The organism is Aggregatibacter sp. oral taxon 458 str. W10330, from assembly GCF_000466335.1.
Taxonomy (GTDB): Bacteria; Pseudomonadota; Gammaproteobacteria; order Enterobacterales; family Pasteurellaceae; genus Aggregatibacter.
In genome coordinates, this window is record NZ_KE952590.1 from 1 (window position 1) to 24,285 (window position 24,285).

The window sequence follows — 24,285 nt, forward strand, 5'->3', positions numbered from 1 at the left end:
CAAAATACCGAGCATGATGGCTCGGTATTTTATTTGATTAATCAATGCCTAAGACTTTACGGCCGTTGATACTGGCGATATTCACCATGGCATCTAAATCCGGAAAACGACAACCGGCAGCCAATAAGCTCAACTCCTGCCACATATCCCCTTCGCACAACGGCACCATGTAGTCACAAATATTATCCGTACCAATCGCCACCGTAATGCCTTCCGGAATCATCTCATCGGCTGGAGTTAACGCATTGTGGAATGGCATGAGTTCTTCTTTACGATTACTGTCAATCCATGCCATCGGGCAAGCAATCATCATCATTTGTGCTTGGCGCATTTTTTCATAAAGACGATAACGATATTCTTTGGAATGCGATCCAATGGAAATGCCGTGAATGGCGACCACGCGTCCTTGCATACCGTGTTCAATGGTTTTGTCACACAACTGCTCCGTTTCGATTTCCGTTGGCGAATTAAATTGATCCACGTGAACATGACACATAATGCCGCGTGATTTGGCGGTATCCAATAAAATATCCATGGCTTCCAAACCACGTCCATAATCCAACTCATCACGGTATGGCAAGCCACCAATCATATCCACCATCTCAGAGCCTATGTCAAACCACTTGCGCGCAGTGGGTTCAATCACGCCTTTTAAAGTTTGGTTCGCAAATTTCAAGACGATGTCATGTTTATAGACTTCACGTGCCTTGTGGGCGGCGATAATCGCACGATCTTCACACACCGGGTCAATGTCCACAAACGTCCCGAAAGCCGTCACGCCTTGGGAAATCATCAATTCAATTGATTGACAAAAACGGGCATAGTAATCGTCCACCGAAGAGGTACGTTTCACCTCATCCACCAAATCCCATTTTTGTTGCAAATTACAGCTTTGATAAATGCCGATTTTTTCCGGTGTCATGGTAAAGGCACGATCCGCATGCGCATGCGCATTCACCCAGCCGCCTTTTTTAATAATTTCATCGCGAATATAAGTTTTAAAACTACGAACGTGACTTTTCGTCATAGTGACTCCATAAGTAAATTTAAAGGATAGGCAGGGAGCAAATAGAAAAAAATCCTCATAAAAGAGGATTTTGTATTAATTGAAAATAGGCAGGCGTTCAATGACAATGCATTGAAATAACAGATAATGTTATAAAAAATTCGCAGATTTTTAATTAATAACATCGTATTTGTCCTAATGAAATTGCGCGCTAGTATAAAACTCACTGACACAAAAATATAATTGGTTTTGGCTATTAGTTAGGCACACTTCTAATCATTTTTCTAAAAATGATCGATCTTGATTGAACACTTCCAAGAATAACCCTAACGGTGGTCTCTCCGATGAAATCTTCTGATAAGTGCGGTCATATTTTTGATAGTTTCCGCGCGTATCAATATGATATTGCGTGCCGTCCGGCTGAATAATCACATTCCAACGATAATTGGAGACTAAGACCCAATTCGTTGCCTGTTTCAAATCGAATAAATCACGTCCTTGCGCATAATCACCCATCGGATTTTTCACGTTGAAAACATGTTTCATCAACGCCGGCAATAAATCCACATGGGCGGTTAATTTGGTGATTTTTGTTGCCGGCAAACCCTGCCAGTGCACAATCATTGGCACCTGCACTTCATCACGAGAGAAATCATTGATTTCCTCTTTTTCTGTCAATGTGTTGAAACGATACCCATGCTCTGCAGTAATCACCACAATCGTGTTCGGCAAATCTAATTCCGGCAAGAGTTGCCCGAAGAGTTCATCTAGTTTAGCAAGCTGTTGCTGATACTTATCTTGCGTCAAATTGGGTTCAATATTTAAACTCAAATATCCCCAAAACGGTTTTTCCTGTTGTTTAGCGGAATCCAACCAGCGTTTAAAGGACTGCACCGCAGCTGGGTTGCTATTATCACCGCTTAATTTCGCTTTCGGATAAATCGCACGACGGAAAACCGAATTATCAAATTTATTCGCAGAAAATAAGCCTTGTACGTATTGTTGTTGTGCAAAACGTTCAACCAAAACGGAAGGGGTTTTATTGCTGAGCAGGCTGTCTGTATAGCTCGCGTTTAATCCGTAAAATAACCCGGTTAAGCCGGCATTGTTATTATTGCCGCTACTGTAATGGTTGGTAAATTGTGTGGAACGTTGTGCAAATTCCGCCAAATTCGGCATAGTTTCCATATCAACGGCATCATAACGTAAGCCGGAAACCGTAATCAGCAGCACATTGGTCTTTTCTTGCGGTGCCTCAAAAAGCAATGGGTTTCTCGGGTAGTTAATCGCTAATGCATCTAAACGTCCTTCTTGTTCTAAGCGTTGGGAATATTCTTGCTTATTGATAAAACCATGTTTTTCCAAGAAAGAGCGCGCTGTCATCGGATAAGACAGTGGGAAATTGGAACGTTGCATCGTAATCGGACGATATAAATAAGCATCCGCCCACGCATAAATCAGATGAGTGGCAATAAAAGTGCAAACAAAAAAGACGCCAACACCTCTCAGCCATTTTTGTCGTTCCAAACTACGCAGCTTTTGCCAAGACCAGCGAGAAAACAACATTTGCACTAATAGAATCAACGGCATCGGCGTAAAGAACAGTTGCCAGTTACGCGACAATTCGCCATTTTCCGGATTCACCAACAAATTCCAAACAAGGGAAGATAAATGCAGGTTAAACCGCACAAAAACTTCCGTGTCAACCAATAATAAAGTATTGCCGATTGTGGCAAGAATGACCGTGAGTCCACGAAAAGTGCGGTGGTTTTTCACGATAAAACTGAGGGGGAAGATCACCAACAAATAAAAGGCGAAAACAATGAAACTAAAATGCCCTAATAAGCTGATGAAAAAGTAAATTTTGCCAAAGAGCGTATCCGGCCAGTCAATAATAAACGCATAGCGGGCGCCGATAAAAATCGCCCAAAGAATATTAAAAAAAGCAAACCAGTGCCCCCACGAAATCTTCTGTGAGGTTTCTTCACGATATTGTCTGCTGTTGAATTTCCACATTGCCAATTATTTCGCTGTGTTAATGGAATTGAGTAGTGCCTCAGAAAAGGCTTGTGCCAGCACCTTTTGCTGTTGTTTCCCCAAGCTGCCGGTGAGCAAATTGGTGGTCATATTGCCTAAGACGATTAAGGATAAATCCAATGGTGCTTGGTGTTTTTCAAGCACTGCGATCATGTCGTTTAAAATTGCATCTATTTGTTTATCTTGATATTTTGATTGAATTGCCATGTTTGATTAGCCAATTAATGTAAAGCGTTACGTATATTAACCGATAATTGGGCTAATCCTAACATATTTTGTGAGTTCTGTTAAAAAGTGCGGTTATAATAGCGGGCGTTTTTTTAAGGTGATTTTATGAGCATTACAGTTAAACAAATTATTCTTCATCAAATTATTAAGGCGAAGTCGGAAGGCGACAATCTGCCACCATTAAGCTGTGTTCTGCGTGAACAATTATTAACCATCACCCCTGAAGTAGAGCAAATGATGTTGCAATTACATCAGGGTTATCAAAATAAAGCCAAAGCATACGGCGTGTTTCAAGAATCTTCGGTGTTTGCCCAATGCCTTAACCGATTGTTGGAAAATGAACTGGATTTTCTGCCATTCAGCCACGAAGCAACCCATTTATTGCTTGCCGAATTGGGGAAATATCACTTTGCCGACAACGGTACGTTAGTGTTATGCCAATATAATTTCTTGGCGACCGATTACTTATTTATTGCGCTGTTGGACAGTCGTGTCAGTATGTTAGTCAACGATCAGCTGGAAATTCAACGCACAGAATATCTCGATATTACGCAATTTGACATTGCTGCTCGCATTAATTTGACGGATTTACAACTCAATGCCAATTCCAACCGTTATCTCACCTTTATTAAAGGACGCGTAGGACGCAAGATCGCCGATTTTTTTATGGATTTCTTAGGCGCAGAAGAAGGGCTCAATCCACAAGTACAAAACCAATGCTTATTACAAGCGGTGAGTGATTACTGCGTACAAGGCGAACTCAATTCAGAACAAACCCAAGCCGTGAAAAAGCAGGTGTTTGAATACTGTAAAGGCCAAATAAACACTGGTGAGGAAATTACGTTGACGGAACTTTCCGATACGTTACCAACACTCAATCAGCAACCTTTTGTTGCATTCGCACAAGAACAAAACTATGGATTGGAAGCCAGTATTCCACCAATTCGCACCGCACTTAAATCGTTAACCAAATTTTCCGGCTCAGGAAAAGGCATCACCATCAGTTTTAATGCGGAATTACTAAATCAACGCATTCTTTGGGATGAAACTACCGATACGTTGACGATTAAAGGATTGCCGCCAAACTTGCGGGATCAATTACAACGCCGGCTAAAAGAAGAGAATTAATTTGGCAATTAATTAAACTTTCGGTATCATCATTTTTCATTATTTACAGAGGATAAAAGGCAAAAATGCAATTCAAATTTATTGTCACTACATTAATTTTTGCATTGAGCGTGACCGCTTGTTCCAGAATTAACAAAGTGGTCTATCGTATTGATGTGCCACAAGGCAATTACTTACAAGCCTCCAGCGTAGCACAACTAAAAACCGGTATGACAACTCAACAAGTTCAATATTTACTAGGCACGCCGGTGTTGGTTGATCCATACAGTAGCAATACTTGGTACTATGTTTTCTTACAACAAAAAGCCTACGAAACGCCGGAGCAACATACGTTAGTGGTTAATTTCGATCAAAAAGGCACCGTGAGCCACTTTGATTTAGATAAACCATTACCGAATGAAGAGCAAGCGGCCCCAAATAACACGATTATTAATGCGCCTGAAGCGCCGCAAAAACGTTGGTGGCAATTCGGCAAAAAATAATTCGCAATAAACCATGAATCAGGGGATTGTTATGGCAAAAATTTTACTTGTTGATGACGATGCAGAATTAACGGATCTTTTATCGCAATTATTAGAATTGGAAGGGTTTGAAGTTAATGTCGTACGCAACGGTAGAGAGGCGCTAACAGCACTTGATAGAACCTACGACTTAGTATTACTCGATGTCATGATGCCTGTTCTAAACGGCATCGAAACCCTACAACAAATCAGAAAAAACTTTTCGACGCCGGTGATTATGCTAACCGCGCGTGGCGATGAAATTGATCGCATAGTAGGACTAGAACTTGGTGCGGATGACTATCTTCCTAAGCCTTTTAATGATCGTGAGTTGATCGCACGAATTAAAGCGATCTTAAGACGCGTCGATCAAGCCAATAAAATAGCGACACAGACTGATGTTGAGAAAATTGAATTTGCCGGTATTACGTTATATCCGGGAAGGCAACAAGTGCTCGCCGGCGATCAGGATTTAGAGCTCACCGGAACCGAGTTTGCCTTGCTGCTCCACTTGATTAAAAATCCCGGTATTATTGTGCCTAAAGAAGTCTTAAGCGTTGAAGTGCTTGGAAAAAAACTGGCTTCATTTGACCGCTCAATTGACATGCATATGTCTAATTTACGCAAAAAATTACCTCCCCGTTCAGATGGCTTACAATGGATGAAGACCTTAAGGGGGCGTGGGTATTTATTAATCACTGAAAAACAATAAATCCTCTAAGGCTATATTGATATAGCCTTTTTTCATTTTAAAATTATGCAAAAGCAAACGTTTACATTTAATTCTCTGACTATCCGGATCTTTCTCTTTTTCTGGCTGACCTTATTTATCTTGTTACTTTTCATTTTTCTTCTTCCCTATTTTGATGCACATGTTTATTCCAATTTAAAAGAAAATGAAATTCATCGATATGAGAATAAAATTGAATCCGCCATTCAGCATGATCAATTTTCAAAGTTACTCAATGGCGATATTATCTTTCCGGCTGAATTTTTTAGTGATCACCCGATATTAGTCTCTCATAGCGGTCAACTTCTAGGAATGTTACCGGACGAAGAAAAAGCCATTAGACAATTCATGTTCAGTAACCCTGTTCAAGTCAAACCGTTAAAGCGGATTTATGGCAATTCCCAAATCGTAGGCCCTTTTCCGATTACACTAGGCGAACAAGACGCAACGTATCAATGCTTTTTTATTAATCGAATCAGTGCACAAAAAGAAATCCTCACTTATGTTTTCGAACGTCCTATTTTTCTGATTATTTTAGTCATTCTGATTTCCTCGCCTCTATTGTGGTGGCTTTCACAAAGTATCGGCGGTCCGATACGCAATTTGCAGCAAGCTGCGAATGCCGTTGCAATGGGACATTTAACCATCGACAAAAACTTAGAGAAGAAAGGGCTACTGGAATTACGTCAAGTTGGGCAAAGTTTTAATCGAATGACACAATCATTGGAAGACGTTTTAAATAACCAGCGCACATTACTTTCCTCGATCTCACATGAATTACGAACGCCATTAACGCGCTTACAGCTTGCAACTGCTTTATTGAGAAGACGATTAGGGGAAAATGAAAATATCCAGCGCATTGATACGGAAGCCCAACGCTTAGATAAAATGATCAATGACTTATTACAATTATCAAGACAACAACTCAATAGCCATTTAGGCAGAGAAATTTTTGAAATCGCTGCTTTATGGGAAGGCATACTAGAAGATGCAGAGTTTGAAGCCGAACAGAAAAAGATTCTATTTCTTAGCAATCTCTATATTTTCCATCCGGAGAATTATCGCATCAACGGTAATCTCGAACTCCTTCAAAGTGCGGTCGAAAATGTGATTAGAAATGCCTTAAAGTACACTTCTTCTAAGATTGTGATTCATTTCTATATCGAAAACCACGAATTAGTGATTCTCACAGAAGATGATGGCGCCGGATTACCCGCAGAAGAATACGAGAAAATTTTCAAACCCTTTTATCGAGTAGATGAAGCAAGAACACGAACCACCGGCGGAACCGGTTTAGGATTATCCATTGTTGCACATACCATTAAAAGTCATCATGGACGTGTTTGGGCAAATCGAAGTCGGTTAGGTGGACTGGCCGTCACCTTAAGTATTCCTCTTTGGCTCGGCGAAGTAAATTCTGCTACGACAAATAACAAAACCCAATCTGATGCTTAATTGACAACGAGCATCAGATTGGGTTAAGTATCTTCAGGATAAATCAATTTAGACGAAACAATACGGCTTATTGAAATGATGAAGTCAATGCTTTTAAGTAAGATTTAAACTCATCACCCAGTTTATTGTGATGTAAGCCATATTCTACGAATGCTTTCATATACCCAATTTTATCGCCACAATCATAGGAAATACCGGTCATATGGAACGCTTCCACCGTTTCCTTTTCAATTAACATATCAATCGCATCGGTTAATTGAATTTCATCACCAACACCAATCGGTGTTCTTTCCAATAAATCCCAAATGGCAGCGGAGAACACATAACGCCCCACGACCGCTAAGTTAGATGGCGCTTCCTCAACACTTGGTTTTTCCACAATACTATTAATTTTTGCACTTTCACCCGGCGGAATTTCAATGCCACCACAGTCGGCAATACCGTAGCTACTTACCGCTTCAGGTGCGACAGGACTTACCATGATTTGACTGGCTTTGGTTTGATTAAAGCGTTTTAACATGGCCGCGAGGTTTTCTTTTTTCTGATTCGCTGAAAATTCCGCCAATAACACATCCGGTAAGATCACCGCAAAAGACTCATCTCCGACTAACGGACGACCACATAATACCGCATGCCCCAAGCCTTTTGCATTCCCTTGGCGAACATGCATAATGGTGACATCTTTTGGTACAATAGAACGAACTTCTTCTAAGAGCTGGCGTTTTACCCGTTTTTCTAACATGGTTTCCAACTCGAAAGAGGTATCAAAATGGTTTTCTATAGCATTTTTAGAAGAGTGGGTAACCAATACAATTTCTTTAATACCTGCAGCAACACATTCATTAACAACATACTGAATAAGTGGTTTATCCACCAGCGTTAACATTTCCTTTGGAATCGCCTTTGTTGCAGGCAACATACGTGTGCCTAAGCCGGCCACGGGAATAATTGCTTTCATATTTATTTTCCTTAATATAAAAAGACCGCACCTTTCCACTTCAAAAAAGTGCGGTAAGTTTTTTATGAATTTCTACTGGTGAAATAAAGCGTATCTTTCGTTTGCAAGTTGAGTGTTAATTTACCTTATGAAAGGAATACATCCACACTACGATTAACGCATGACGATTAAGTCCGATATCATTATTGGATTGTTGTTTATAGTCAGTTTAATACCGCCATTGTTTTTCAAAATGATGTAGCAAAATAGACGTCCTCTGTCCCCGTTTCACCAAAATCAATTACATTAACACCGGAATTCAATAATCCATTTGTTACCGTATTTTTTAGTTCTTCGCTCGTTAAACGAACATCACCGGCAACGACAATAATTTTGAGCCTAAAAAACCACCCACATACACGACCTATACGATAAACAATCTCCTATGAAGTTCACTTGAACAAACATAGACGCCACAAGCTCTTGGCAAGTCAATTGACTTATCACCGACTTACTTCAACTGCCCATAAAATAAAAATTACGATACTTTGTTTTCATCCTTAGTTTGATGAATACGCTGGTAAATTTCTTCTCTATGAACAGAAACATCCTTCGGGGCTTGCACGCCAATTTTTACTTGGTTGCCTCGTATATTAAGAATCGTGATAGAAACATCATCGCCGATGAGCAAGCTCTCGCCAACTTTACGGGTTAAGATCAGCATATAAACTCCTCACCTTTTATAGTTTATTTCCAACTTCCCTATTTTGCTTCCAACATCCCTATCAAACATTAAACAATACTTTGTACTTTGGCACTTATGAGATCATAAGTGCCGACGATTAATTAACAGGAAACAAAGATTATAAATTTGCTTTTAACCAATCAGAGCAAACAGATAATGCTTTGTTGATATTTTGTGGTTCAGTACCACCGGCCATCGCCATATCAGGTCGACCACCGCCTTTGCCACCGACTTGTTGAGCCATTAAATTCACGAGCTCACCGGCTTTTACTTTGGCAGTTAGATCCTGAGTTACGCCAACAATTAAGTTAACTTTTTCATCCAACGCGGAAGCAAACACCACGACGGCAGAGCCTAATTGATTTTTCAGGCTATCAACCATTGCGCGTAAAGACTTCGGTTCAATACCATCAAGTTGCTGCACAATCACAGAAACACCATTAATTTCGACCGCACTTTGCGCCAAGTCATTACCAGCCTGAAGTGCAGCTTTCTCTTTTAATGTTTGTAACTCTTTCTCAACTTTCTTACATTTATCTTGCAACAGAGAAATCTTATCCGTAACGGAATTCACGTCCGATTTCAGTAATTCGGCGCTTTGATTCAATAAAGTTTGTTGATGTTGTAACCATTCAATCGCCGTTTCGCCGGTAATCGCTTCAATTCGGCGAATACCTGCTGCTACAGCGGTTTCTGTTACGATTTTAAATAATCCGATATCTCCCGTGCGTTTTGCATGAATACCACCACACAACTCAATAGAGAAATCACCCATCGTTAAGACACGAACTTGTTCGGAATACTTCTCACCGAATAACGCCATCGCACCTTTTGCTTTTGCGGCTTCCAACTCCATAATGTCGGTTTGGATTGGATTATTGGCTCTCACTTGCTGGTTCACAATACGTTCAACTTCAGCTAACTGCGCTTTGCTAATGGCTTCATGTTGAGCAAAGTCAAAACGTAATAACGTATCGGAAACAAGTGAACCTTTTTGCGCGACATGTTCACCTAATACTTGACGTAATGCAGCATGCAACAAGTGTGTTGCGGAGTGATTTAACGAAATACGTTGACGGCGAACATCGTCAACAACTGCATTTACAGACTGCCCAACAGATAAACTCCCTTGTGTGAGTTCACCAATGTGGCCGAAAACCTGACCATATTTTTGGGTGTCTTTTACGTCAAAACAAAAACCATTGCCTTCTAAACGACCGATATCTCCAATTTGGCCACCGGATTCTGCATAGAACGGCGTATTATCTAAAATAACTACGGCACTTTGACCCGCTGAAATCGATTCCACCGAATTTCCCTCATGGAAAAGTGCGGTCACTTTTGCCAGTGTTTCTGACTCGGTATATCCTTCAAAACGGGTTGTCCCGTCAACACGGATCACACTGTTGTAGTCCATGCCGAATTGGCTTGCCGATTGTGCGCGAACACGTTGCAATTCCATTTCACGCTCAAATCCTTCTTCATCAATCGCAATACCACGCTCACGGCAAACATCTGCAGTTAAATCCAGTGGGAAGCCATAGGTATCATATAACTTGAACGCCACTTCACCGGACAAGATATTCTCTTTTACATTAGCCAACGCGTCATCTAACAAGGTCAAACCACGTTCTAATGTGCGAGCAAATTGTTCTTCTTCCAAGCGCAAGAATTTTTCCACTGTCGCTTGCTGTTTTTTCACTTCTTCACCGGCCTCTGCCATCACATCAATCAGTGTTGGGACGAGTTTGTAGAAGAATGCTTCTGTTGCACCGAGTAAATGCCCATGACGTACTGCGCGACGAATAATACGACGAAGGACATAACCACGTCCCTCATTGGAAGGCACAACACCGTCAGCAATTAAATAAGCGCAAGAACGAATATGGTCGGCAATAACTCGTAATGATTTATTGGCTAAATCTTTCTCACCGGTTAACTCTGCCACTTTGGCAATTAAGGTTTTAAAAATATCAATATCATAGTTGGAGTTGACGTGTTGCAATACCGCACTGATTCGTTCCAACCCCATACCGGTATCCACAGACGGTTTTGGAAGTTTCTCCATTGTACCGTCAGCATGGCGGTTAAATTGCATGAACACGATGTTCCAGATTTCAATATAGCGGTCACCATCCTCTTCAGGAGATCCCGGAGGCCCACCCCAAATATGATCGCCATGATCGTAGAAAATTTCGGTACAAGGACCACAAGGACCGGTATCACCCATTTGCCAGAAGTTATCTGAGGCATAAGGCGCACCTTTATTGTCACCGATACGAATAATGCGTTCTGCCGGAATACCGATTTCTTTATGCCAAATGTTATAGGCCTCATCATCGGTTTCGTACACGGTTACCCATAATTTTTCTTTTGGTAACCCTAGCCACTGTGGAGAAGTCAAAAACTCCCAACCGTAATGAATGGCATCATGTTTAAAATAATCACCGAAACTAAAGTTTCCTAACATTTCAAAGAAAGTATGGTGTCTTGCGGTATAGCCCACATTTTCTAAATCATTATGTTTTCCCCCGGCACGCACACAACGTTGTGCAGTGGTTGCTCGGGTATAAGGGCGTTTTTCTAATCCTAAAAAAACATTTTTAAATTGGTTCATCCCGGCGTTGGTAAATAATAATGTCGGATCATTATCCGGAACGAGAGAACTGCTTTCTACAACCTGATGCCCTTTACTATGAAAGAAATCCAGATATGCTTGTCGAATTTGTGCTGTTGTTTTCATGTATAAGCCTTAAACTTTAACGTCTTTACTTAATTATTTACAAATTACTGCGTAACTTCCTATTCTTGCATATTTTTTACATTTATAGAAAAACTTTTTACGAAACCATTTCTCTTTTCTTAAAAATGAAGAAAACAAAACCGCACTTACGCTCTAACTTCGTGAAGTGCGGTTATTTTTTTCTGCCTTTAATAACAGGTGAGCTTTAACAATTATTCTTCACGAAGAGGAACAACAAGCATATCAATCTTAATGGAATTCATCACTTGGCGAGTTGAAGACATCAACTTACTCCAAAAATCTTGGTGATGTCCGGTCACGAGCAAATCCACATCATATTGTTCAATCGCATCTGATAGAACTTGCCCTAAATCACCACTCCCACTTAATTTCTCACTAACCGGATACCCTGCTTGTTCAGCTAATTGCAACAATGTTTGTTGAGTTTCGCTGGAAATTCGATCCTGCATGGAGACCATATTGACATCGATCAAACCTGTATAAAGATCCGAAAAGTTTACATCTACATGGATGATGGATAATTTCGCATCATGCCGCCGTGCAACACCCACTGCTTTTTTCAAAAGAACCGGACTTTCTTCTGAAAGATCTACTGCAACTAATACATGTTTGTACATAATCGACTCCTTATCTGATCAGGGTTATTTTTTGTCATTCACATAATAGCACCGCCATATAGGAAAAAATATGCGTCAGATCACATTTTGAGAAAAACATTGATTTTTAATTAACTAAAAACAACCTTACTGCTTTGAATCTCCTCTAAAATAAGGTCAGTTATCTACCTACAATGAACAAAACTAATACGATTTGCTTAATCTCTATTCGAATGCGCCAAAAATAGTTTTTTTCATAAAAAAAGAGTTGACGAGCAAAAGCAATATCCGCATAATACGCCGCGCAAAGTCAATGAGATAATGCAAATGAATGGCTATGTAGCTCAGTTGGTTAGAGCACAACACTCATAATGTTGGGGTCACAGGTTCGAATCCCGTCATAGCCACCATTATTGCGGGACTGGCGAAATTGGTAGACGCACCGGATTTAGGTTCCGGCGCCGCGAGGTGTGTGGGTTCAAGTCCCTCGTCCCGCACCATTTATTTCATTGATATCAACATAGTTGTTGGGGTATCGCCAAGCGGTAAGGCACCGGGTTTTGATCTCGGCATCCCTAGGTTCGAATCCTAGTACCCCAGCCATACTATTTTCAAGCTCTCATTTCTTATTAATATTCTATTGGGGTATCGCCAAGCGGTAAGGCACCGGGTTTTGATCTCGGCATCCCTAGGTTCGAATCCTAGTACCCCAGCCATACACACTTTCACTTTTTTCTTATTTTTCTATATACGCTTAGTTTTCAACAATCTGTCATTGATGTGCTCTTGATAAATCCCTTGCCCTCTCACTGCAAAATAGATAGACTGAATCTCGTTATTAGTCGGGGTGCTTTGTGCTGAGATCATACCCGTGAACCTGATACAGTTAATACTGACGTAGGAAACTAACGAGAAAATCACACTTCCTTTCTTTTTCTCCACATCTTCTTCATTCGTCATTATTGCTGATTATCTTTTTTCATTAAAAAAGGAACAATGATGCAATATGCGTTTTGTCGTTCTGTGCCGGTAAATGGCGGAGGACGTTATGAGTAAAGTCGCGCAGGCGTTGACCATTGCCGGCTCAGATAGCGGCGGTGGTGCCGGAATTCAGGCTGATTTAAAAACCTTTCAAATGCGTGGTGTGTTTGGCACCTCGGTGATTACGGCCGTCACGGCGCAAAACACCTTAGGCGTCTTTGATATTCACGCCATTCCCCTTCAAACCATTCAAAGCCAGCTGAAAGCGATTGCTGATGATTTCACGATTAGCGCCTTTAAAATCGGTATGTTAGGCACAGCAGAGATTATCGAATGTGTCGCTGAGGCATTAAAGCAGTATCACTTCGGCACGTTGGTGTTAGATCCTGTCATGATCGCCAAAGGCGGTGCACCCTTGTTGCAACAAAGAGCGGTCGATTCTTTGAATACATTTTTATTGCCGTTAGCAGATGTGATTACGCCGAACTTGCCGGAAGCCAAGGCGCTGACAGGCGTGGAGGTCATGGACGATCAAACGGCCCAACACGCGGCGAAAATTTTACTGGAACGAGGTGTGAAAACGGTGGTGATTAAAGGCGGACACAGCGCGCATTCACAAAGTGCGGTATGTCGCGATTGGGTTTTTACCCCTGACGCGCAATTTACTTTAGAAAGTCCACGTTATGCGACAGCGCAAACCCATGGCACGGGTTGCACGTTCTCCGCTTGTATGACGGCAGAGCTTGCCAAAGGCGTTTCCGTGGAACAGGCGATTAAAACCGCAAAAGACTACATTACGGCGGCAATCAGCCATCCGTTAAATATCGGCCATGGACATGGACCGACCAATCATTGGGCTTATCAAGACAAAGCATAATTCATACTGAGGAACAGACACATGAAAAAAACAACGTTAATTTTGACCGCACTTTCTTTATACGCCGGCATGGCATTGGCGAATCATTACGAAGAAACCGTGAATATTTATACTTACGATTCTTTTACGTCTGATTGGGGTGCCGGCCCGAAAGTGAAGCAGGCATTTGAACAGCAATTTCCGCTTTGTAAAGTGAATTATATCCCGTTTGAAAGCGGCGGCACGTTGTTTAACCGCGTGCGTTTAGAAGGCCATAAAACCAAAGCGGATATCGTGTTAGGCTTGGATAATTTTGTGTTGGATGAAGCGAAAAAAAGCCAATTATTTGATTCAAATAGCATCGACTTAAGCCAACTTTCTTTACCAAATCAATGGACGGATAATACGTTCTTGCCTTACGATTTCGGCACGTATGCCTTTATATACGATAAAAATAAAGTGAAAAATCCACCAAAAAGCCTAAAAGAATTGGTTGAGCGGGAAGATTTACGTGTAATCTATCAAGATCCTCGCACCAGCAGCGTGGGACGAGGATTGTTAGTGTGGATGAATACGGTTTATTCAGCAGACCAAGTGGCGCAAGCCTGGCAACAACTCGCCAAACACACAGTTACAGTGGGCAAGGGCTGGTCTGACACTTACGGCGCATTCCTGAAAGGGGAGGCGGATGTCGTATTAAGCTACACCACTTCGCCGTTATATCACCAATTATTTGAAAATAAAGAGAATTATGCGGCAACTACATTTGCTGAAGGCAATGTGATGCAAGTTGAATTGGCAGCGCGAATCGCGGAGCATAAAAATCAATGCGCTGATCACTTCATGGATTTTTTACTGACACCTGAAGCTCAAAAGCCGATTGTCACAGCAAACGTGATGTTCCCGGTGATCCAAGCGCCGGTTGAACCGCACTTTGATGCCCTAAAAGAAACTGTGTTGAAGCAGTCTTTCTTGAATACCTCCAATGTTAGCCCGGAAACGTTACGGAGTTGGATTAATCAATGGCAAACCACATTAACTAAATAATTCGAACGATGTTTTGGTTGTCTCGTTCATTGTTTACCCGCTTATTTTTTTCTAGCCCGCAATTCCGCCCGCGTCATTATGTGGGCGGAATTAGCGTTATTTTGCTGATTTCGTTGCTTTATGGCTTTGCCATGCGTGCCGTGCTGGCGCAGGGCACTGAATTTCAGTGGCAACAATTCTTTGCCGATCGCTATTTGCATCACGTTATTGCGTTTAGCTTCGGGCAAGCGTTGCTTTCTGCGTTGTTATCCCTGTTCTTCGGCGTGCTACTCGCTCGCGCTTTTTATTATGTGGAATTTGTCGGTAAAACCTTTTTGCTGAAAATCATGTCGCTGACTTTTGTGTTGCCGGTATTGGTGGCGATTTTCGGCTTAATTGGCATTTATGGCGCTTCCGGTTGGATTGCACAACTCTTGCATTTTTTTGACCGCACTTGGACAGGCAGCATTTACGGCTTGTCGGGGATTTTAATTGCGCATCTTTTCTTTAATATTCCGCTGGCAACCAAACTGTTTTTACAAAGTTTGGAAAGCATTCCTTATGAACAGCATCAGCTGGCGGCACAACTGAATATTCGTGGTTGGCGTTTTGTCCGATTGGTGGAGTGGCATGCGCTGCGTCGTCAGATGTTGCCGACTTTCAGCTTGATTTTTATGCTCTGTTTTACCAGTTTTACGGTGGTGCTCACCTTGGGTGGTGGGCCGCAATATACCACGCTAGAAACGGCGATTTATCAGGCGATTTTATTTGAATTTGATTTGCCGAAAGCCGCGGTGTTTGCCTTGTTGCAGTTTGTATTTTGTTTGCTGCTATTTACGTTTAGCAGTCTGTTCAATAACACTTCACAAACCACGTTAAGCAGCCCGTATCGTTGGCTCAGCCCATCAAAAAGTGCGGTCAAATTTTTCCATGTTTTTTTGCTCGGCGTTTTTGTGTGTTTTATGTTGTCGCCGTTGTTAAATATTTTGTTTAGCGCACTGACATCAGGAAAATGGCTGACGGCGTGGCACAATCCGCAATTGTGGAAAGCCTTAACCTACTCTTTAACTATTGCGCCTGCGTCTGCTTTGTTGGCGTTGCTCATGGCGGTGGCATTGTTGTTATTATCACGCCGTTTACAATGGCTCTATTATGTAAAAACAGCGCAATTTATTCTCAATGCCGGCATGGTGATTTTGGCGATTCCCATTTTGGTATTGGCGATGGGGCTATTTTTATTGTTGCGTGACGTGGATTTTACCAATGCCTATTTATTTGCCATTGTCGTTGTCTGCAACGCCTTGAGTGCTATGCCTTTCGTACTGCGCATTTTGACTGAGCCATTCAACAACAATATGTTGTATTACGAACGTTTGTGTAACTCCCTTGGGATTGTCGGCTGGCAACGTTTTCGTCTGATTGAATGGCATTCACTTCGTACACCGATAAACTATGCGCTTGCTTTGGCATTTGCCCTTTCCTTAGGGGATTTCACGGCGATTGCGTTGTTCGGCAACCAAGAATTCACCTCGTTGCCCCATTTGTTATATCAACAATTAGGCAGTTATCGTCACCAAGAGGCCGCTGTCACTGCCGGTATTTTGCTGTTATTATGCGGCGCTATTTTCGCCTTAATTGAAAATCAAAAGGAACAACATGATTCGCTTAGATAACGTATTTTTAGCTGATGATGCACTGCCGATGACGTTTGATTTGCAGGTGGCGGCAGGAGAGCGTATTGCCATTGTCGGACCAAGCGGGGCAGGTAAAAGTACGTTGTTAAATTTAATTGCCGGTTTCGTGTTGCCAACACAAGGCAAGATTTGGTTAAACGGTGAAAACCATACGCGTAGTGCGCCTTATGAGCGCCCTGTGTCCATGTTGTTTCAAGAGAACAATTTATTTCCGCATTTAACCGTGCAACAAAATTTGGCATTGGGCTTAAAAACAAGCTTAAAATTGACCGCACTTGAGCAAGATCAGATCGAACGGGTGGCCGATGCGGTAGGATTAACATCCTTTTTATCCCGTCTGCCAAACAGTTTGTCGGGCGGACAAAAACAACGGGCCGCCTTGGCGCGTTGTTTATTGCGTGATAAACCGATTTTATTGTTGGACGAACCGTTTTCTGCGCTCGATCCGGAATTGAGAATGGAAATGCTCAATTTGATTGATGAACTTTGCCACAGTAAAAAGCTGACGTTGTTGCTTGTAACCCATCAACCGTCAGAGCTGACGGGTAAAGTGGATCGTATGCTTCGTATTGAAAATGGTCGGATAAGCGCATTAGTAATGAATTGATATGATAGGAGAAACAAAAAATGTAATCTCTAGATTACAATAAACCAAAATTAAGGGATAATATGAACGTACTTTTAACCAGTGAAAAATTTGATAAATGGTTAAGTCATCTAAAAGATAAATTGGCGGTTGCGATGATCACACGCCGATTAGATCGTGCGAGATTAGGTAACTTCGGTGATTGCAAGTTTGTTGGGCAAGGTGTTTATGAAATGCGCATCGATACCGGAAAAGGTTATCGAATTTATTATGCTCGGCAAGGTGAAATCACTTATTTTTTAATTAGTGGTGGCGATAAACGCAACCAGCAACAGGATATTGATGAAGCAATTAAATTATGGCTTGAATACCAACAAGGAGAAGTCTCATGAAGTTTATCGAATATGATGCTGCAAAATATCTCACAGACGAAGAAACCATTGCATTTTATTTAACAGATGCGTTGGAGAATGGTTCAGAAGCGGAATTTTTACTTGCTCTAAAAAATGTAGCCAAGGCAAGAGGTATGACGCAGCTGGCAAAAGATTCCGGGGTTCCCCGTGAAAGTTTATATAAAACCTTGTCCGGCGAGAGTAAACCTCGCTTTGAAACAATTACTAAAATTGTTAATGCATTAGGTGTGAATCTTGCGTTCACGCCTAGAAGTACCAGTATTTAATTTATCGAGAAACCTATGTCAACTAGTACCTTACAAATTTACTCTATCACACCGCACCCAACCGCAGAATATTGGTCGGTGTGCAAAGTAGAAGCCCTATTTGAAACCCCATTTTTAGATTTGGTTTATCGCGCGGCACAAATTCATCGTAAAAATTTCAATCCACGCGCGATTCAGCTTTCTACCTTAATGTCGATTAAAACCGGCGGTTGTCCGGAGGATTGTGGGTATTGTCCGCAATCAGCGCGTTATCAAACGGGCGTACAGAATCAAGAATTATTAAACGTGGAAGACATCGTGGCGAAAGCCAAAATCGCGAAAGCGCGTGGGGCAGGGCGTTTCTGCATGGGCGCCGCATGGCGTGGGCCAAAACCGAAAGATATCGCCAAAGTGACAGAAATCATCAAGGCGGTAAAAGCGCTTGGTATGGAAACTTGCGGTACTTTTGGCTTATTGCAAGATGGCATGGCGGAAGAATTAAAAGACGCGGGCTTGGATTACTACAACCACAACCTAGACACCGCACCGGAACATTACAACGAAGTGATTGGTACACGTCGTTTTGATGATCGTATCAGTACCTTAGGCAAAGTGCGTAAAGCCGGCTTGAAAGTCTGTTGCGGCGGGATTGTGGGCATGAACGAAACCCGCAAAGAACGCGCAGGACTGATTGCCAGCCTGGCAAATTTGGATCCGCAACCGGAATCCGTGCCAATCAACCAATTAGTCAAAATTGAAGGCACGCCGCTTGCTGACGCAGAAGAATTAGATTGGACAGAATTTGTGCGCACCATTGCCGTAGCACGTATTACCATGCCAAACAGTTACGTCCGCCTATCTGCCGGCCGCCAAGGCATGAGCGAAGAAATGCAGGCAATGTGCTTTATGGCGGGTGCTAACTCCATTTTCTACGGCGACAAACTGCTTGTTACCGGCAACCCGGAAGAAGACGGCGACCGTTTATTGATGGAAAAACTCGATTTAGAACCGGAAACGGAAGAGAACAAGCGTTTACGTTAATGACTCGCAGAGATTTAACGCATATCATGCAATCTGCAATATATGATTAAGTCAAACATAAAAACAAGTAATTTGTTTAGGTTTATTATGTATCGCAAAAAATAGGATGATTCTCGCCCTGTGGTGTTGATAGAGATTAAGAAATGTATTTGACTTTGTTTTAGCAGGTAGGGTGGTGCACAGTAATGCGTTGTGTAGACTAATGGTAAATCAGCGAGCAATCGCGGTATTGTGGGTTCAACTCCCACCACAGCGCGTTACAACCTTTGTTTCAATATAATTTTGCCAATCGTCTTTTCTTCGATTTCGTGCAACAAGTTGCACGCTACGAGGAGCATTATTTCATATTGTAGCGTGCATCTTGATGCACGAGTGATTCCACCTCGGTGCGTGATTTCCGATTTTGTGCTTGATGCACGATCAAACCAGGCACGGTACGTTATTTAACCCTTTCGAGCATTTACAACTTCGTGCAACAAGTTGCACGCTACGAGGGCATTATTTCATATTGTAGCGTGCATCTTGATGCACGAGTGATTCCACCTCAGTGCGTGATTTGCGATTTCGTACTTAATGCACGATCGAACCACGCGCGGCACGTTATTTAACCCTTTCGAGCATTTACAATTTCGTGCAATAAGTTGCACGGTACGACGATTCAGCGGATGCTATGCGGTAGATTTTTATTTGTCGTGTGGGTTTTTGAGGGGAATAAAATGATGTAGTATAGCGAAAGTGGTGCCCCCAACAGGACTTGAACCTGTGACCAATCGATTATGAGTCGACTGCTCTGACCGACTGAGCTATGGGGGCGGAAAAAGCGTTGCGGATTATAGAGAATTTTGTCGTTAAAGTCTAGGATGACAAGATGTTTAGCCGAAAAAAGTGCGGTGCGTTTTACAAAACTTTTGAAAAACGCACCGCACTTTTTAGATTTTAAACGAATTAATGTGTGCTTGTGCTGGTTGTGGTTCGATTTGCACGTTTGCGATCCATTTCCGTTAATAATTTTTTACGGATACGGATAGATTGTGGCGTAATTTCCACCAATTCGTCATCATCAATAAATTCGATGGCTTGTTCAAGGCTAAATTTGATTGGTGTAGTTAACGCAATGGCATCATCTTTACCGGAAGCACGCATATTGGTGAGTTTTTTCCCTTGTAAGCAGTTCACAGTTAAGTCGTTAGAACGGCTGTGAATACCGATGATTTGGCCTTCGTACACTTCGGCACCGTGATCGATCATTAACTTACCACGCTCTTGCAAGCCCCATAACGCATAAGCCAAGGCTTTACCTGTCGCATTAGAAATTAATACACCATTTTTACGTTGACCGATTTCGCCCGGTTTTACATCATCATAATGACTGAAACTGGAGTAAAGTAGACCGGTCCCTGATGTCATGGTCATGAATTCATTACGGAAACCGATTAAGCCACGGCTTGGAATGACATATTCTAAACGCGTACGTCCTTTACCGTCCGGCACCATGTCTTTTACTTCACCTTTGCGGATACCAAGGGCTTCCATTACCGCGCCTTGGTGTTGTTCTTCAATGTCGATGGTCACTTGTTCAAACGGCTCTTTTTTGTGTCCATCCACTTGTTTAAAGATAACTTTCGGGCGGGAGACGGCCAATTCGTAGCCTTCGCGACGCATATTTTCGATTAATACGGATAAATGCAATTCACCACGACCGGAAACACGGAATTCATCCGGGTTTGGGGTTTCTTCTACGCGCAATGCTACGTTATGCACAAGCTCTTTGTTTAAGCGCTCTAAAATCTGACGAGATGTCACGTATTTGCCTTCTTTACCGCAGAATGGCGAGGTGTTTACGCAGAAGAACATGGTCACGGTAGGCTCATCAACGCTTAATGCCGGTAAGGCTTCCACGTTATTGATATCGCAAATGGTATCGGAAATATTGAGTTCACCTAGACCGGTAATCGCCACGATGTCGCCTGCGCTGGCAATATCTTCTTCGTAGCGTTGTAATCCAAGGTGACCTAATACTTGTCCGATTTTTCCGGTGCGAGTTTTACCGAAACTGTCGATGATTGTCACACTTTGGTTTGGTTTTACTGTACCACGTTTAATACGACCAATACCGATAACGCCCACATAATTGTTGTAGTCAAGTTGGGAAATTTGCATTTGGAACGGGGCGTTGAGTTCCACTTTTGGTGGTTCAACGTATTTGACGATGGCTTCAAATAAAGGGGTCATGTCAGCCGCTAAATCGTCGTGTTCCAAGCCGGCAACGCCGTTTAAGGCAGAGGCATAAATAATCGGGAAGTCTAACTGTTCGTCAGTGGCACCAAGGTTCACGAATAAATCGAACACTTGATCCACCACCCAGTCAGGGCGTGCGCCCGGGCGGTCAACTTTGTTGATGACCACGATCGGTTTTAAGCCGTGAGCAAAGGCTTTTTGCGTCACAAAACGGGTTTGTGGCATAGGGCCATCAAAAGCATCCACCACCAATAATACGGAATCCACCATAGAGAGTACGCGTTCAACTTCACCACCGAAGTCCGCATGTCCCGGAGTATCCACAATATTAATGCGGTAGCCGTTCCAATTAATGGCGGTATTTTTCGCTAAAATGGTAATGCCGCGTTCTTTTTCTAAATCATTGGAATCCATCACGCGCTCATCCGCATCACCGCTACGGGAGGCTTCCAATGTGCCGGATTGTTGTAATAATTTATCCACTAAAGTTGTTTTGCCGTGGTCAACGTGGGCAATGATTGCGATATTACGCAGTTTGTTAATGTCTATTTGATCTGTCATTGAGAATTCTTAAGCCTAAGCTAATAATAAAAAATAGGTAATTTTCTGACCGCACTTTTACTGCCAAAAATGCGAAAGGCGCAGATTATACAACTTTTTATGAGGGGCTGCTATGCGTAAATGGGAGAAAATTTACACAATAAACGACCTGACTTTATGAAAAATAAAAAAGGGGTTTAATGAAGAAAATTCAGCTGAATGTATGAAATACTTTTATGAAATTGAGGCGGAATATGCTATTTTTATGCGCATCTTTTTCCCCATTTTATCTTAATTAACCCACGTCTTAGAGGATTTACGAGTATGTCTAACGCGATTGACAATGTGTTTAAACTCATTGAAGAAAATGACATCAAATTTGTGTTACTTCGTTTTACCGATATTCAAGGCAAAGAACATGGTGTTTCTTTACCGGTGAGCTTGGTTGACGAGGATTTATTTGAAGACGGCAAAATGTTTGACGGCTCTTCTGTGGAAGGTTGGAAGGCGATTAATAAAGCAGATATGCTTTTAATGCCGATTGCCGAAACAGCCGTTGTCGATCCGTTTGCACAGATTCCAACTTTATCCCTCCGTTGTAGCATTTTTGAACCGACCACCATGCAAAGCTATGATCGCGATCCGCGTTCTATCGCACTTCGTGCAGAAAATTATATGCGTTCCACCGGTGTGGCGGATCAAGTGTCCTTCGGACCGGAACCGGAATTTTTCCTCTTTGATGATGTGCGCTTTGATGTGTCGATGAACGGCAATACTTATCAAGTGGATGATGTTGAAGCCGCGTGGAACACCAACAAGCGTTATGAAAACGGCAACAATGCCTATCGTCCGCTGAAAAAAGGCGGCTATTGCGCGGTGGCACCGATTGATACGGCACATGATATTCGTTCAGAGATGTGTTTGTTAATGGAAGAAATGGGCTTGGTGATTGAAGCGCACCACCATGAAGTCGCCACTGCCGGTCAAAATGAAATTGCGACCAAGTTCAATACGTTAACGTTGAAAGCGGATGAAACCCAAATTTATAAATACATCGTGCGTAATGTGGCAAAGGAATATGGTAAAACCGCCTGTTTCATGCCAAAACCGATTACCGGTGATAACGGTTCGGGCATGCACTGTAATATGTCCTTGAGCAAAGACGGCAAAAATATTTTCCAAGGAGACAAATATGCAGGTCTTTCAGAGACCGCACTTTATTACATCGGCGGTATTATCAAACACGCAAAAGCGTTAAACGCCTTTACCAACCCAAGCACCAACTCTTATAAACGTTTGGTGCCGGGTTTTGAAGCACCGGTGTTATTGGCGTATTCCGCAAGTAACCGTTCGGCGTCCATTCGTATTCCTGCCGTAACCAGTCCGAAAGCTATTCGTGTGGAAGCTCGCTTCCCGGATCCGCTTGCCAATCCGTATTTAGCGTTTGCCGCATTATTAATGGCTGGCTTGGATGGCGTGGTGAATAAAATTCATCCGGGCGATGCGATGGATAAAAACCTCTATGATTTACCACCGGAAGAATTAAAAGATATTCCTGCTGTCGCAAGTTCATTAGAAGAAGCATTAAACGCCTTAGAAAAAGATTTTGAATTTTTAACACAAGGCAATGTTTTCACAAAAGATTTCATTCACGCTTTCATTGGTATAAAACGCAAGGAAGTTGAACGTTTGAACATGACACCACATCCGGTCGAGTTTGAAATGTACTACTAATTTGAAAACGCGCCTTGAATATTTTCGAGGCGTCGTTTTATTCTAACGACAATAACGATTATCATAACAACATGAAATCGCCACGAATAGGGCGATCTTTTTCACGGAAACGCAATATTAAACTCACGTTAAAGGTGTCATTATGTTAAAGAAATACCTTATTTTGACAATGTCATTCTGCTTGGTCGGTTGTGGCCTTTTTTCCTCAAAAGAGGCACCAATCCCAGCGGAATATGCCGGCGCCGGTTATTATTTGTCAGATGCAGATGCACAACGCTGGGCGTTTGACAGCAAACAGGTTGAACAATGTATTTACCCGAACTTAACACGGATTTTACAACAACATTTTCCGAAAGAAGATGCGTATATTCATTCACAATATGTGCTTTTCTATCCGCTTGAAAAAATTATCGGCGAGAAATATGTCAAAATTATTCAAAGTGATGAAAAATCCATGAATTACGCCATTTATCAATATAAAAAATTCAAATTAGATAAAGTGGATGACTTAGATAAAGCGCAATGTAACGTTTTACGCAGAAATGCGTTAGATGATTTGGAAGTGGTTAAAGGACAATATAAAAATGGGATGTTAGAAGAGAAAAAAGCAACCGAAGAAAATAAATCTTCCGATGGTGTTGCCACAAATCAAAATAAATTCTTTTTTGACATTATTAAATGGGGTTCAGCACTCCTGCTTTAACGAAAGCCATTCTCATCGGATAACAAACATGAGAACCTAATTCCCTCAATTTCAATAGGATACACAGGTGAACCGCAATCCCCCATTTTGGCTGACCGCCTT

Annotated in this window: 21 protein-coding genes, 6 tRNA genes, 1 pseudogene and 1 riboswitch; of the genes and pseudogenes, 18 read left to right on the top strand and 10 right to left on the bottom strand. The window is 42.0% G+C overall.

What is annotated here, in order from left to right; translation table 11 throughout:
- Nucleotides 1-37 precede the first annotated feature (37 nt).
- The 3 genes from HMPREF9065_RS09000 to HMPREF9065_RS08990 all read right to left on the bottom strand — a co-directional run bounded on the left by HMPREF9065_RS09000 (nucleotide 38) and on the right by HMPREF9065_RS08990 (nucleotide 3,250).
- Complete coding sequence (locus tag HMPREF9065_RS09000; RefSeq protein WP_021615183.1) at nucleotides 38-1,027, bottom strand: amidohydrolase family protein; 990 nt, start codon at nucleotides 1,025-1,027, stop codon at nucleotides 38-40.
- 255 nt (nucleotides 1,028-1,282) lie between these two features.
- On the bottom strand, nucleotides 1,283-3,022 hold the full coding sequence (locus tag HMPREF9065_RS08995) for a DUF3413 domain-containing protein (protein ID WP_021615185.1): 1,740 nt from the start codon (nucleotides 3,020-3,022) through the stop codon (nucleotides 1,283-1,285).
- Between the two features lie 6 nt (nucleotides 3,023-3,028).
- On the bottom strand, nucleotides 3,029-3,250 hold the full coding sequence (locus HMPREF9065_RS08990; protein ID WP_021615186.1) for a YejL family protein: 222 nt from the start codon (nucleotides 3,248-3,250) through the stop codon (nucleotides 3,029-3,031).
- Between the two features lie 126 nt (nucleotides 3,251-3,376).
- Between HMPREF9065_RS08990 and yejK the strand changes: the two genes are divergently transcribed.
- The 4 genes from yejK to cpxA all read left to right on the top strand — a co-directional run bounded on the left by yejK (nucleotide 3,377) and on the right by cpxA (nucleotide 7,084).
- Entirely contained in the window at nucleotides 3,377-4,399 is a 1,023-nt protein-coding gene (gene yejK, locus HMPREF9065_RS08985) for a nucleoid-associated protein YejK (RefSeq protein WP_021615187.1), read from the top strand.
- A gap of 65 nt (nucleotides 4,400-4,464) precedes the next feature.
- Nucleotides 4,465-4,881 carry an outer membrane protein assembly factor BamE gene (bamE, locus tag HMPREF9065_RS08980; RefSeq protein ID WP_021615188.1) on the top strand — a complete coding sequence of 139 codons (417 nt, stop codon included), beginning with the start codon at nucleotides 4,465-4,467 and terminating at the stop codon, nucleotides 4,879-4,881.
- Between the two features lie 31 nt (nucleotides 4,882-4,912).
- The gene (locus HMPREF9065_RS08975; protein WP_033002323.1) at nucleotides 4,913-5,611 is read left to right on the top strand and encodes a response regulator; all 699 of its coding nucleotides are present in this window, start codon (nucleotides 4,913-4,915) and stop codon (nucleotides 5,609-5,611) included.
- A gap of 45 nt (nucleotides 5,612-5,656) precedes the next feature.
- Entirely contained in the window at nucleotides 5,657-7,084 is a 1,428-nt protein-coding gene (cpxA, locus tag HMPREF9065_RS08970; protein WP_021615190.1) for an envelope stress sensor histidine kinase CpxA, read from the top strand.
- Between the two features lie 67 nt (nucleotides 7,085-7,151).
- Here the strand turns inward: cpxA and galU are convergent, their stop codons facing one another.
- The 5 genes and pseudogenes from galU to uspA all read right to left on the bottom strand — a co-directional run bounded on the left by galU (nucleotide 7,152) and on the right by uspA (nucleotide 12,147).
- A complete protein-coding gene (gene galU / locus HMPREF9065_RS08965) occupies nucleotides 7,152-8,042 on the bottom strand; it encodes a UTP--glucose-1-phosphate uridylyltransferase GalU (protein ID WP_021615191.1) in 891 nt (296 codons plus the stop codon).
- Nucleotides 8,043-8,198: 156 nt separating this feature from the next.
- Nucleotides 8,199-8,464: pseudogene (locus tag HMPREF9065_RS10435) on the bottom strand (phosphomannomutase CpsG); the annotation flags it as partial.
- A 95-nt stretch (nucleotides 8,465-8,559) separates the two neighbouring features.
- The gene (gene csrA / locus HMPREF9065_RS08960; protein WP_021615192.1) at nucleotides 8,560-8,745 is read right to left on the bottom strand and encodes a carbon storage regulator CsrA; all 186 of its coding nucleotides are present in this window, start codon (nucleotides 8,743-8,745) and stop codon (nucleotides 8,560-8,562) included.
- A 139-nt stretch (nucleotides 8,746-8,884) separates the two neighbouring features.
- A complete protein-coding gene (gene alaS / locus HMPREF9065_RS08955) occupies nucleotides 8,885-11,509 on the bottom strand; it encodes an alanine--tRNA ligase (RefSeq protein ID WP_021615193.1) in 2,625 nt (874 codons plus the stop codon).
- A gap of 212 nt (nucleotides 11,510-11,721) precedes the next feature.
- Complete coding sequence (gene uspA, locus HMPREF9065_RS08950) at nucleotides 11,722-12,147, bottom strand: universal stress protein UspA (protein WP_021615195.1); 426 nt, start codon at nucleotides 12,145-12,147, stop codon at nucleotides 11,722-11,724.
- A gap of 312 nt (nucleotides 12,148-12,459) precedes the next feature.
- Between uspA and HMPREF9065_RS08945 the strand changes: the two genes are divergently transcribed.
- The 12 genes from HMPREF9065_RS08945 to HMPREF9065_RS10060 all read left to right on the top strand — a co-directional run bounded on the left by HMPREF9065_RS08945 (nucleotide 12,460) and on the right by HMPREF9065_RS10060 (nucleotide 19,225).
- A tRNA-Met gene (locus HMPREF9065_RS08945) sits at nucleotides 12,460-12,536 on the top strand.
- Between the two features lie 5 nt (nucleotides 12,537-12,541).
- Nucleotides 12,542-12,626 (top strand) — tRNA-Leu (locus HMPREF9065_RS08940).
- A gap of 28 nt (nucleotides 12,627-12,654) precedes the next feature.
- Nucleotides 12,655-12,729, top strand: a tRNA-Gln gene (locus tag HMPREF9065_RS08935).
- Nucleotides 12,730-12,767: 38 nt separating this feature from the next.
- Nucleotides 12,768-12,842, top strand: a tRNA-Gln gene (locus HMPREF9065_RS08930).
- Between the two features lie 117 nt (nucleotides 12,843-12,959).
- A riboswitch (TPP riboswitch) is annotated at nucleotides 12,960-13,047 on the top strand.
- 127 nt (nucleotides 13,048-13,174) lie between these two features.
- Nucleotides 13,175-13,984 carry a bifunctional hydroxymethylpyrimidine kinase/phosphomethylpyrimidine kinase gene (gene thiD, locus HMPREF9065_RS08925; protein WP_033002328.1) on the top strand — a complete coding sequence of 270 codons (810 nt, stop codon included), beginning with the start codon at nucleotides 13,175-13,177 and terminating at the stop codon, nucleotides 13,982-13,984.
- A 21-nt stretch (nucleotides 13,985-14,005) separates the two neighbouring features.
- On the top strand, nucleotides 14,006-15,010 hold the full coding sequence (gene thiB, locus HMPREF9065_RS08920; protein WP_021615197.1) for a thiamine ABC transporter substrate binding subunit: 1,005 nt from the start codon (nucleotides 14,006-14,008) through the stop codon (nucleotides 15,008-15,010).
- An 8-nt stretch (nucleotides 15,011-15,018) separates the two neighbouring features.
- Entirely contained in the window at nucleotides 15,019-16,662 is a 1,644-nt protein-coding gene (gene thiP / locus HMPREF9065_RS08915) for a thiamine/thiamine pyrophosphate ABC transporter permease ThiP (protein ID WP_033002330.1), read from the top strand.
- Nucleotides 16,646-17,290, top strand: a complete 645-nt coding sequence (gene thiQ / locus HMPREF9065_RS08910) for a thiamine ABC transporter ATP-binding protein (protein WP_021615199.1) — start codon at nucleotides 16,646-16,648, stop codon at nucleotides 17,288-17,290. Before thiP ends, thiQ begins: the two co-directional genes overlap by 17 nt.
- A 62-nt stretch (nucleotides 17,291-17,352) precedes the next feature.
- Entirely contained in the window at nucleotides 17,353-17,661 is a 309-nt protein-coding gene (locus HMPREF9065_RS08905; RefSeq protein ID WP_021615200.1) for a type II toxin-antitoxin system RelE/ParE family toxin, read from the top strand.
- On the top strand, nucleotides 17,658-17,948 hold the full coding sequence (locus HMPREF9065_RS08900; protein ID WP_021615201.1) for an addiction module antidote protein: 291 nt from the start codon (nucleotides 17,658-17,660) through the stop codon (nucleotides 17,946-17,948). The genes HMPREF9065_RS08905 and HMPREF9065_RS08900 overlap by 4 nt, the downstream gene beginning before the upstream one ends.
- A 15-nt stretch (nucleotides 17,949-17,963) precedes the next feature.
- Nucleotides 17,964-18,968: a biotin synthase BioB gene (gene bioB, locus HMPREF9065_RS08895; protein WP_033002333.1), complete on the top strand. Its 1,005-nt coding sequence runs from the start codon at nucleotides 17,964-17,966 to the stop codon at nucleotides 18,966-18,968.
- Between the two features lie 187 nt (nucleotides 18,969-19,155).
- A tRNA-Cys gene (locus tag HMPREF9065_RS10060) sits at nucleotides 19,156-19,225 on the top strand.
- Between the two features lie 479 nt (nucleotides 19,226-19,704).
- On the opposite strand, the gene HMPREF9065_RS08890 is transcribed toward HMPREF9065_RS10060, so the two are convergent.
- Both HMPREF9065_RS08890 and typA read right to left on the bottom strand, forming a co-directional pair.
- Nucleotides 19,705-19,781 (bottom strand) — tRNA-Ile (locus tag HMPREF9065_RS08890).
- Between the two features lie 132 nt (nucleotides 19,782-19,913).
- Nucleotides 19,914-21,767 (bottom strand): translational GTPase TypA, encoded by a 1,854-nt coding sequence (gene typA / locus HMPREF9065_RS08885; protein WP_021615203.1) that lies wholly within the window; start codon nucleotides 21,765-21,767, stop codon nucleotides 19,914-19,916.
- A gap of 303 nt (nucleotides 21,768-22,070) precedes the next feature.
- Between typA and glnA the strand changes: the two genes are divergently transcribed.
- Nucleotides 22,071-23,480, top strand: a complete 1,410-nt coding sequence (glnA, locus tag HMPREF9065_RS08880) for a glutamate--ammonia ligase (protein WP_021615204.1) — start codon at nucleotides 22,071-22,073, stop codon at nucleotides 23,478-23,480.
- A 142-nt stretch (nucleotides 23,481-23,622) separates the two neighbouring features.
- Entirely contained in the window at nucleotides 23,623-24,183 is a 561-nt protein-coding gene (locus HMPREF9065_RS08875) for a DUF5358 domain-containing protein (protein WP_021615205.1), read from the top strand.
- Nucleotides 24,184-24,285: the final 102 nt, after the last annotated feature.

Excerpts from the sequence above, each read along its gene's own strand:
- thiP (WP_033002330.1), top strand. The coding sequence starts at position 15,019 with ATGTTTTGGTTGTCTCGTTCATTGTTTACCCGCTTATTTTTTTCTAGC.
- HMPREF9065_RS08995 (WP_021615185.1), bottom strand. The coding sequence starts at position 3,022 with ATGTGGAAATTCAACAGCAGACAATATCGTGAAGAAACCTCACAGAAG.
- thiB (WP_021615197.1), top strand. The coding sequence starts at position 14,006 with ATGAAAAAAACAACGTTAATTTTGACCGCACTTTCTTTATACGCCGGC.
- csrA (WP_021615192.1), bottom strand. The coding sequence starts at position 8,745 with ATGCTGATCTTAACCCGTAAAGTTGGCGAGAGCTTGCTCATCGGCGAT.
- HMPREF9065_RS08900 (WP_021615201.1), top strand. The coding sequence starts at position 17,658 with ATGAAGTTTATCGAATATGATGCTGCAAAATATCTCACAGACGAAGAA.
- cpxA (WP_021615190.1), top strand. The coding sequence starts at position 5,657 with ATGCAAAAGCAAACGTTTACATTTAATTCTCTGACTATCCGGATCTTT.
- HMPREF9065_RS08875 (WP_021615205.1), top strand. The coding sequence starts at position 23,623 with ATGTTAAAGAAATACCTTATTTTGACAATGTCATTCTGCTTGGTCGGT.
- HMPREF9065_RS09000 (WP_021615183.1), bottom strand. The coding sequence starts at position 1,027 with ATGACGAAAAGTCACGTTCGTAGTTTTAAAACTTATATTCGCGATGAA.
- galU (WP_021615191.1), bottom strand. The coding sequence starts at position 8,042 with ATGAAAGCAATTATTCCCGTGGCCGGCTTAGGCACACGTATGTTGCCT.
- thiD (WP_033002328.1), top strand. The coding sequence starts at position 13,175 with ATGAGTAAAGTCGCGCAGGCGTTGACCATTGCCGGCTCAGATAGCGGC.
- yejK (WP_021615187.1), top strand. The coding sequence starts at position 3,377 with ATGAGCATTACAGTTAAACAAATTATTCTTCATCAAATTATTAAGGCG.
- HMPREF9065_RS08990 (WP_021615186.1), bottom strand. The coding sequence starts at position 3,250 with ATGGCAATTCAATCAAAATATCAAGATAAACAAATAGATGCAATTTTA.
- HMPREF9065_RS08905 (WP_021615200.1), top strand. The coding sequence starts at position 17,353 with ATGAACGTACTTTTAACCAGTGAAAAATTTGATAAATGGTTAAGTCAT.
- uspA (WP_021615195.1), bottom strand. The coding sequence starts at position 12,147 with ATGTACAAACATGTATTAGTTGCAGTAGATCTTTCAGAAGAAAGTCCG.
- alaS (WP_021615193.1), bottom strand. The coding sequence starts at position 11,509 with ATGAAAACAACAGCACAAATTCGACAAGCATATCTGGATTTCTTTCAT.
- HMPREF9065_RS08975 (WP_033002323.1), top strand. The coding sequence starts at position 4,913 with ATGGCAAAAATTTTACTTGTTGATGACGATGCAGAATTAACGGATCTT.
- typA (WP_021615203.1), bottom strand. The coding sequence starts at position 21,767 with ATGACAGATCAAATAGACATTAACAAACTGCGTAATATCGCAATCATT.
- bioB (WP_033002333.1), top strand. The coding sequence starts at position 17,964 with ATGTCAACTAGTACCTTACAAATTTACTCTATCACACCGCACCCAACC.
- thiQ (WP_021615199.1), top strand. The coding sequence starts at position 16,646 with ATGATTCGCTTAGATAACGTATTTTTAGCTGATGATGCACTGCCGATG.
- bamE (WP_021615188.1), top strand. The coding sequence starts at position 4,465 with ATGCAATTCAAATTTATTGTCACTACATTAATTTTTGCATTGAGCGTG.
- glnA (WP_021615204.1), top strand. The coding sequence starts at position 22,071 with ATGTCTAACGCGATTGACAATGTGTTTAAACTCATTGAAGAAAATGAC.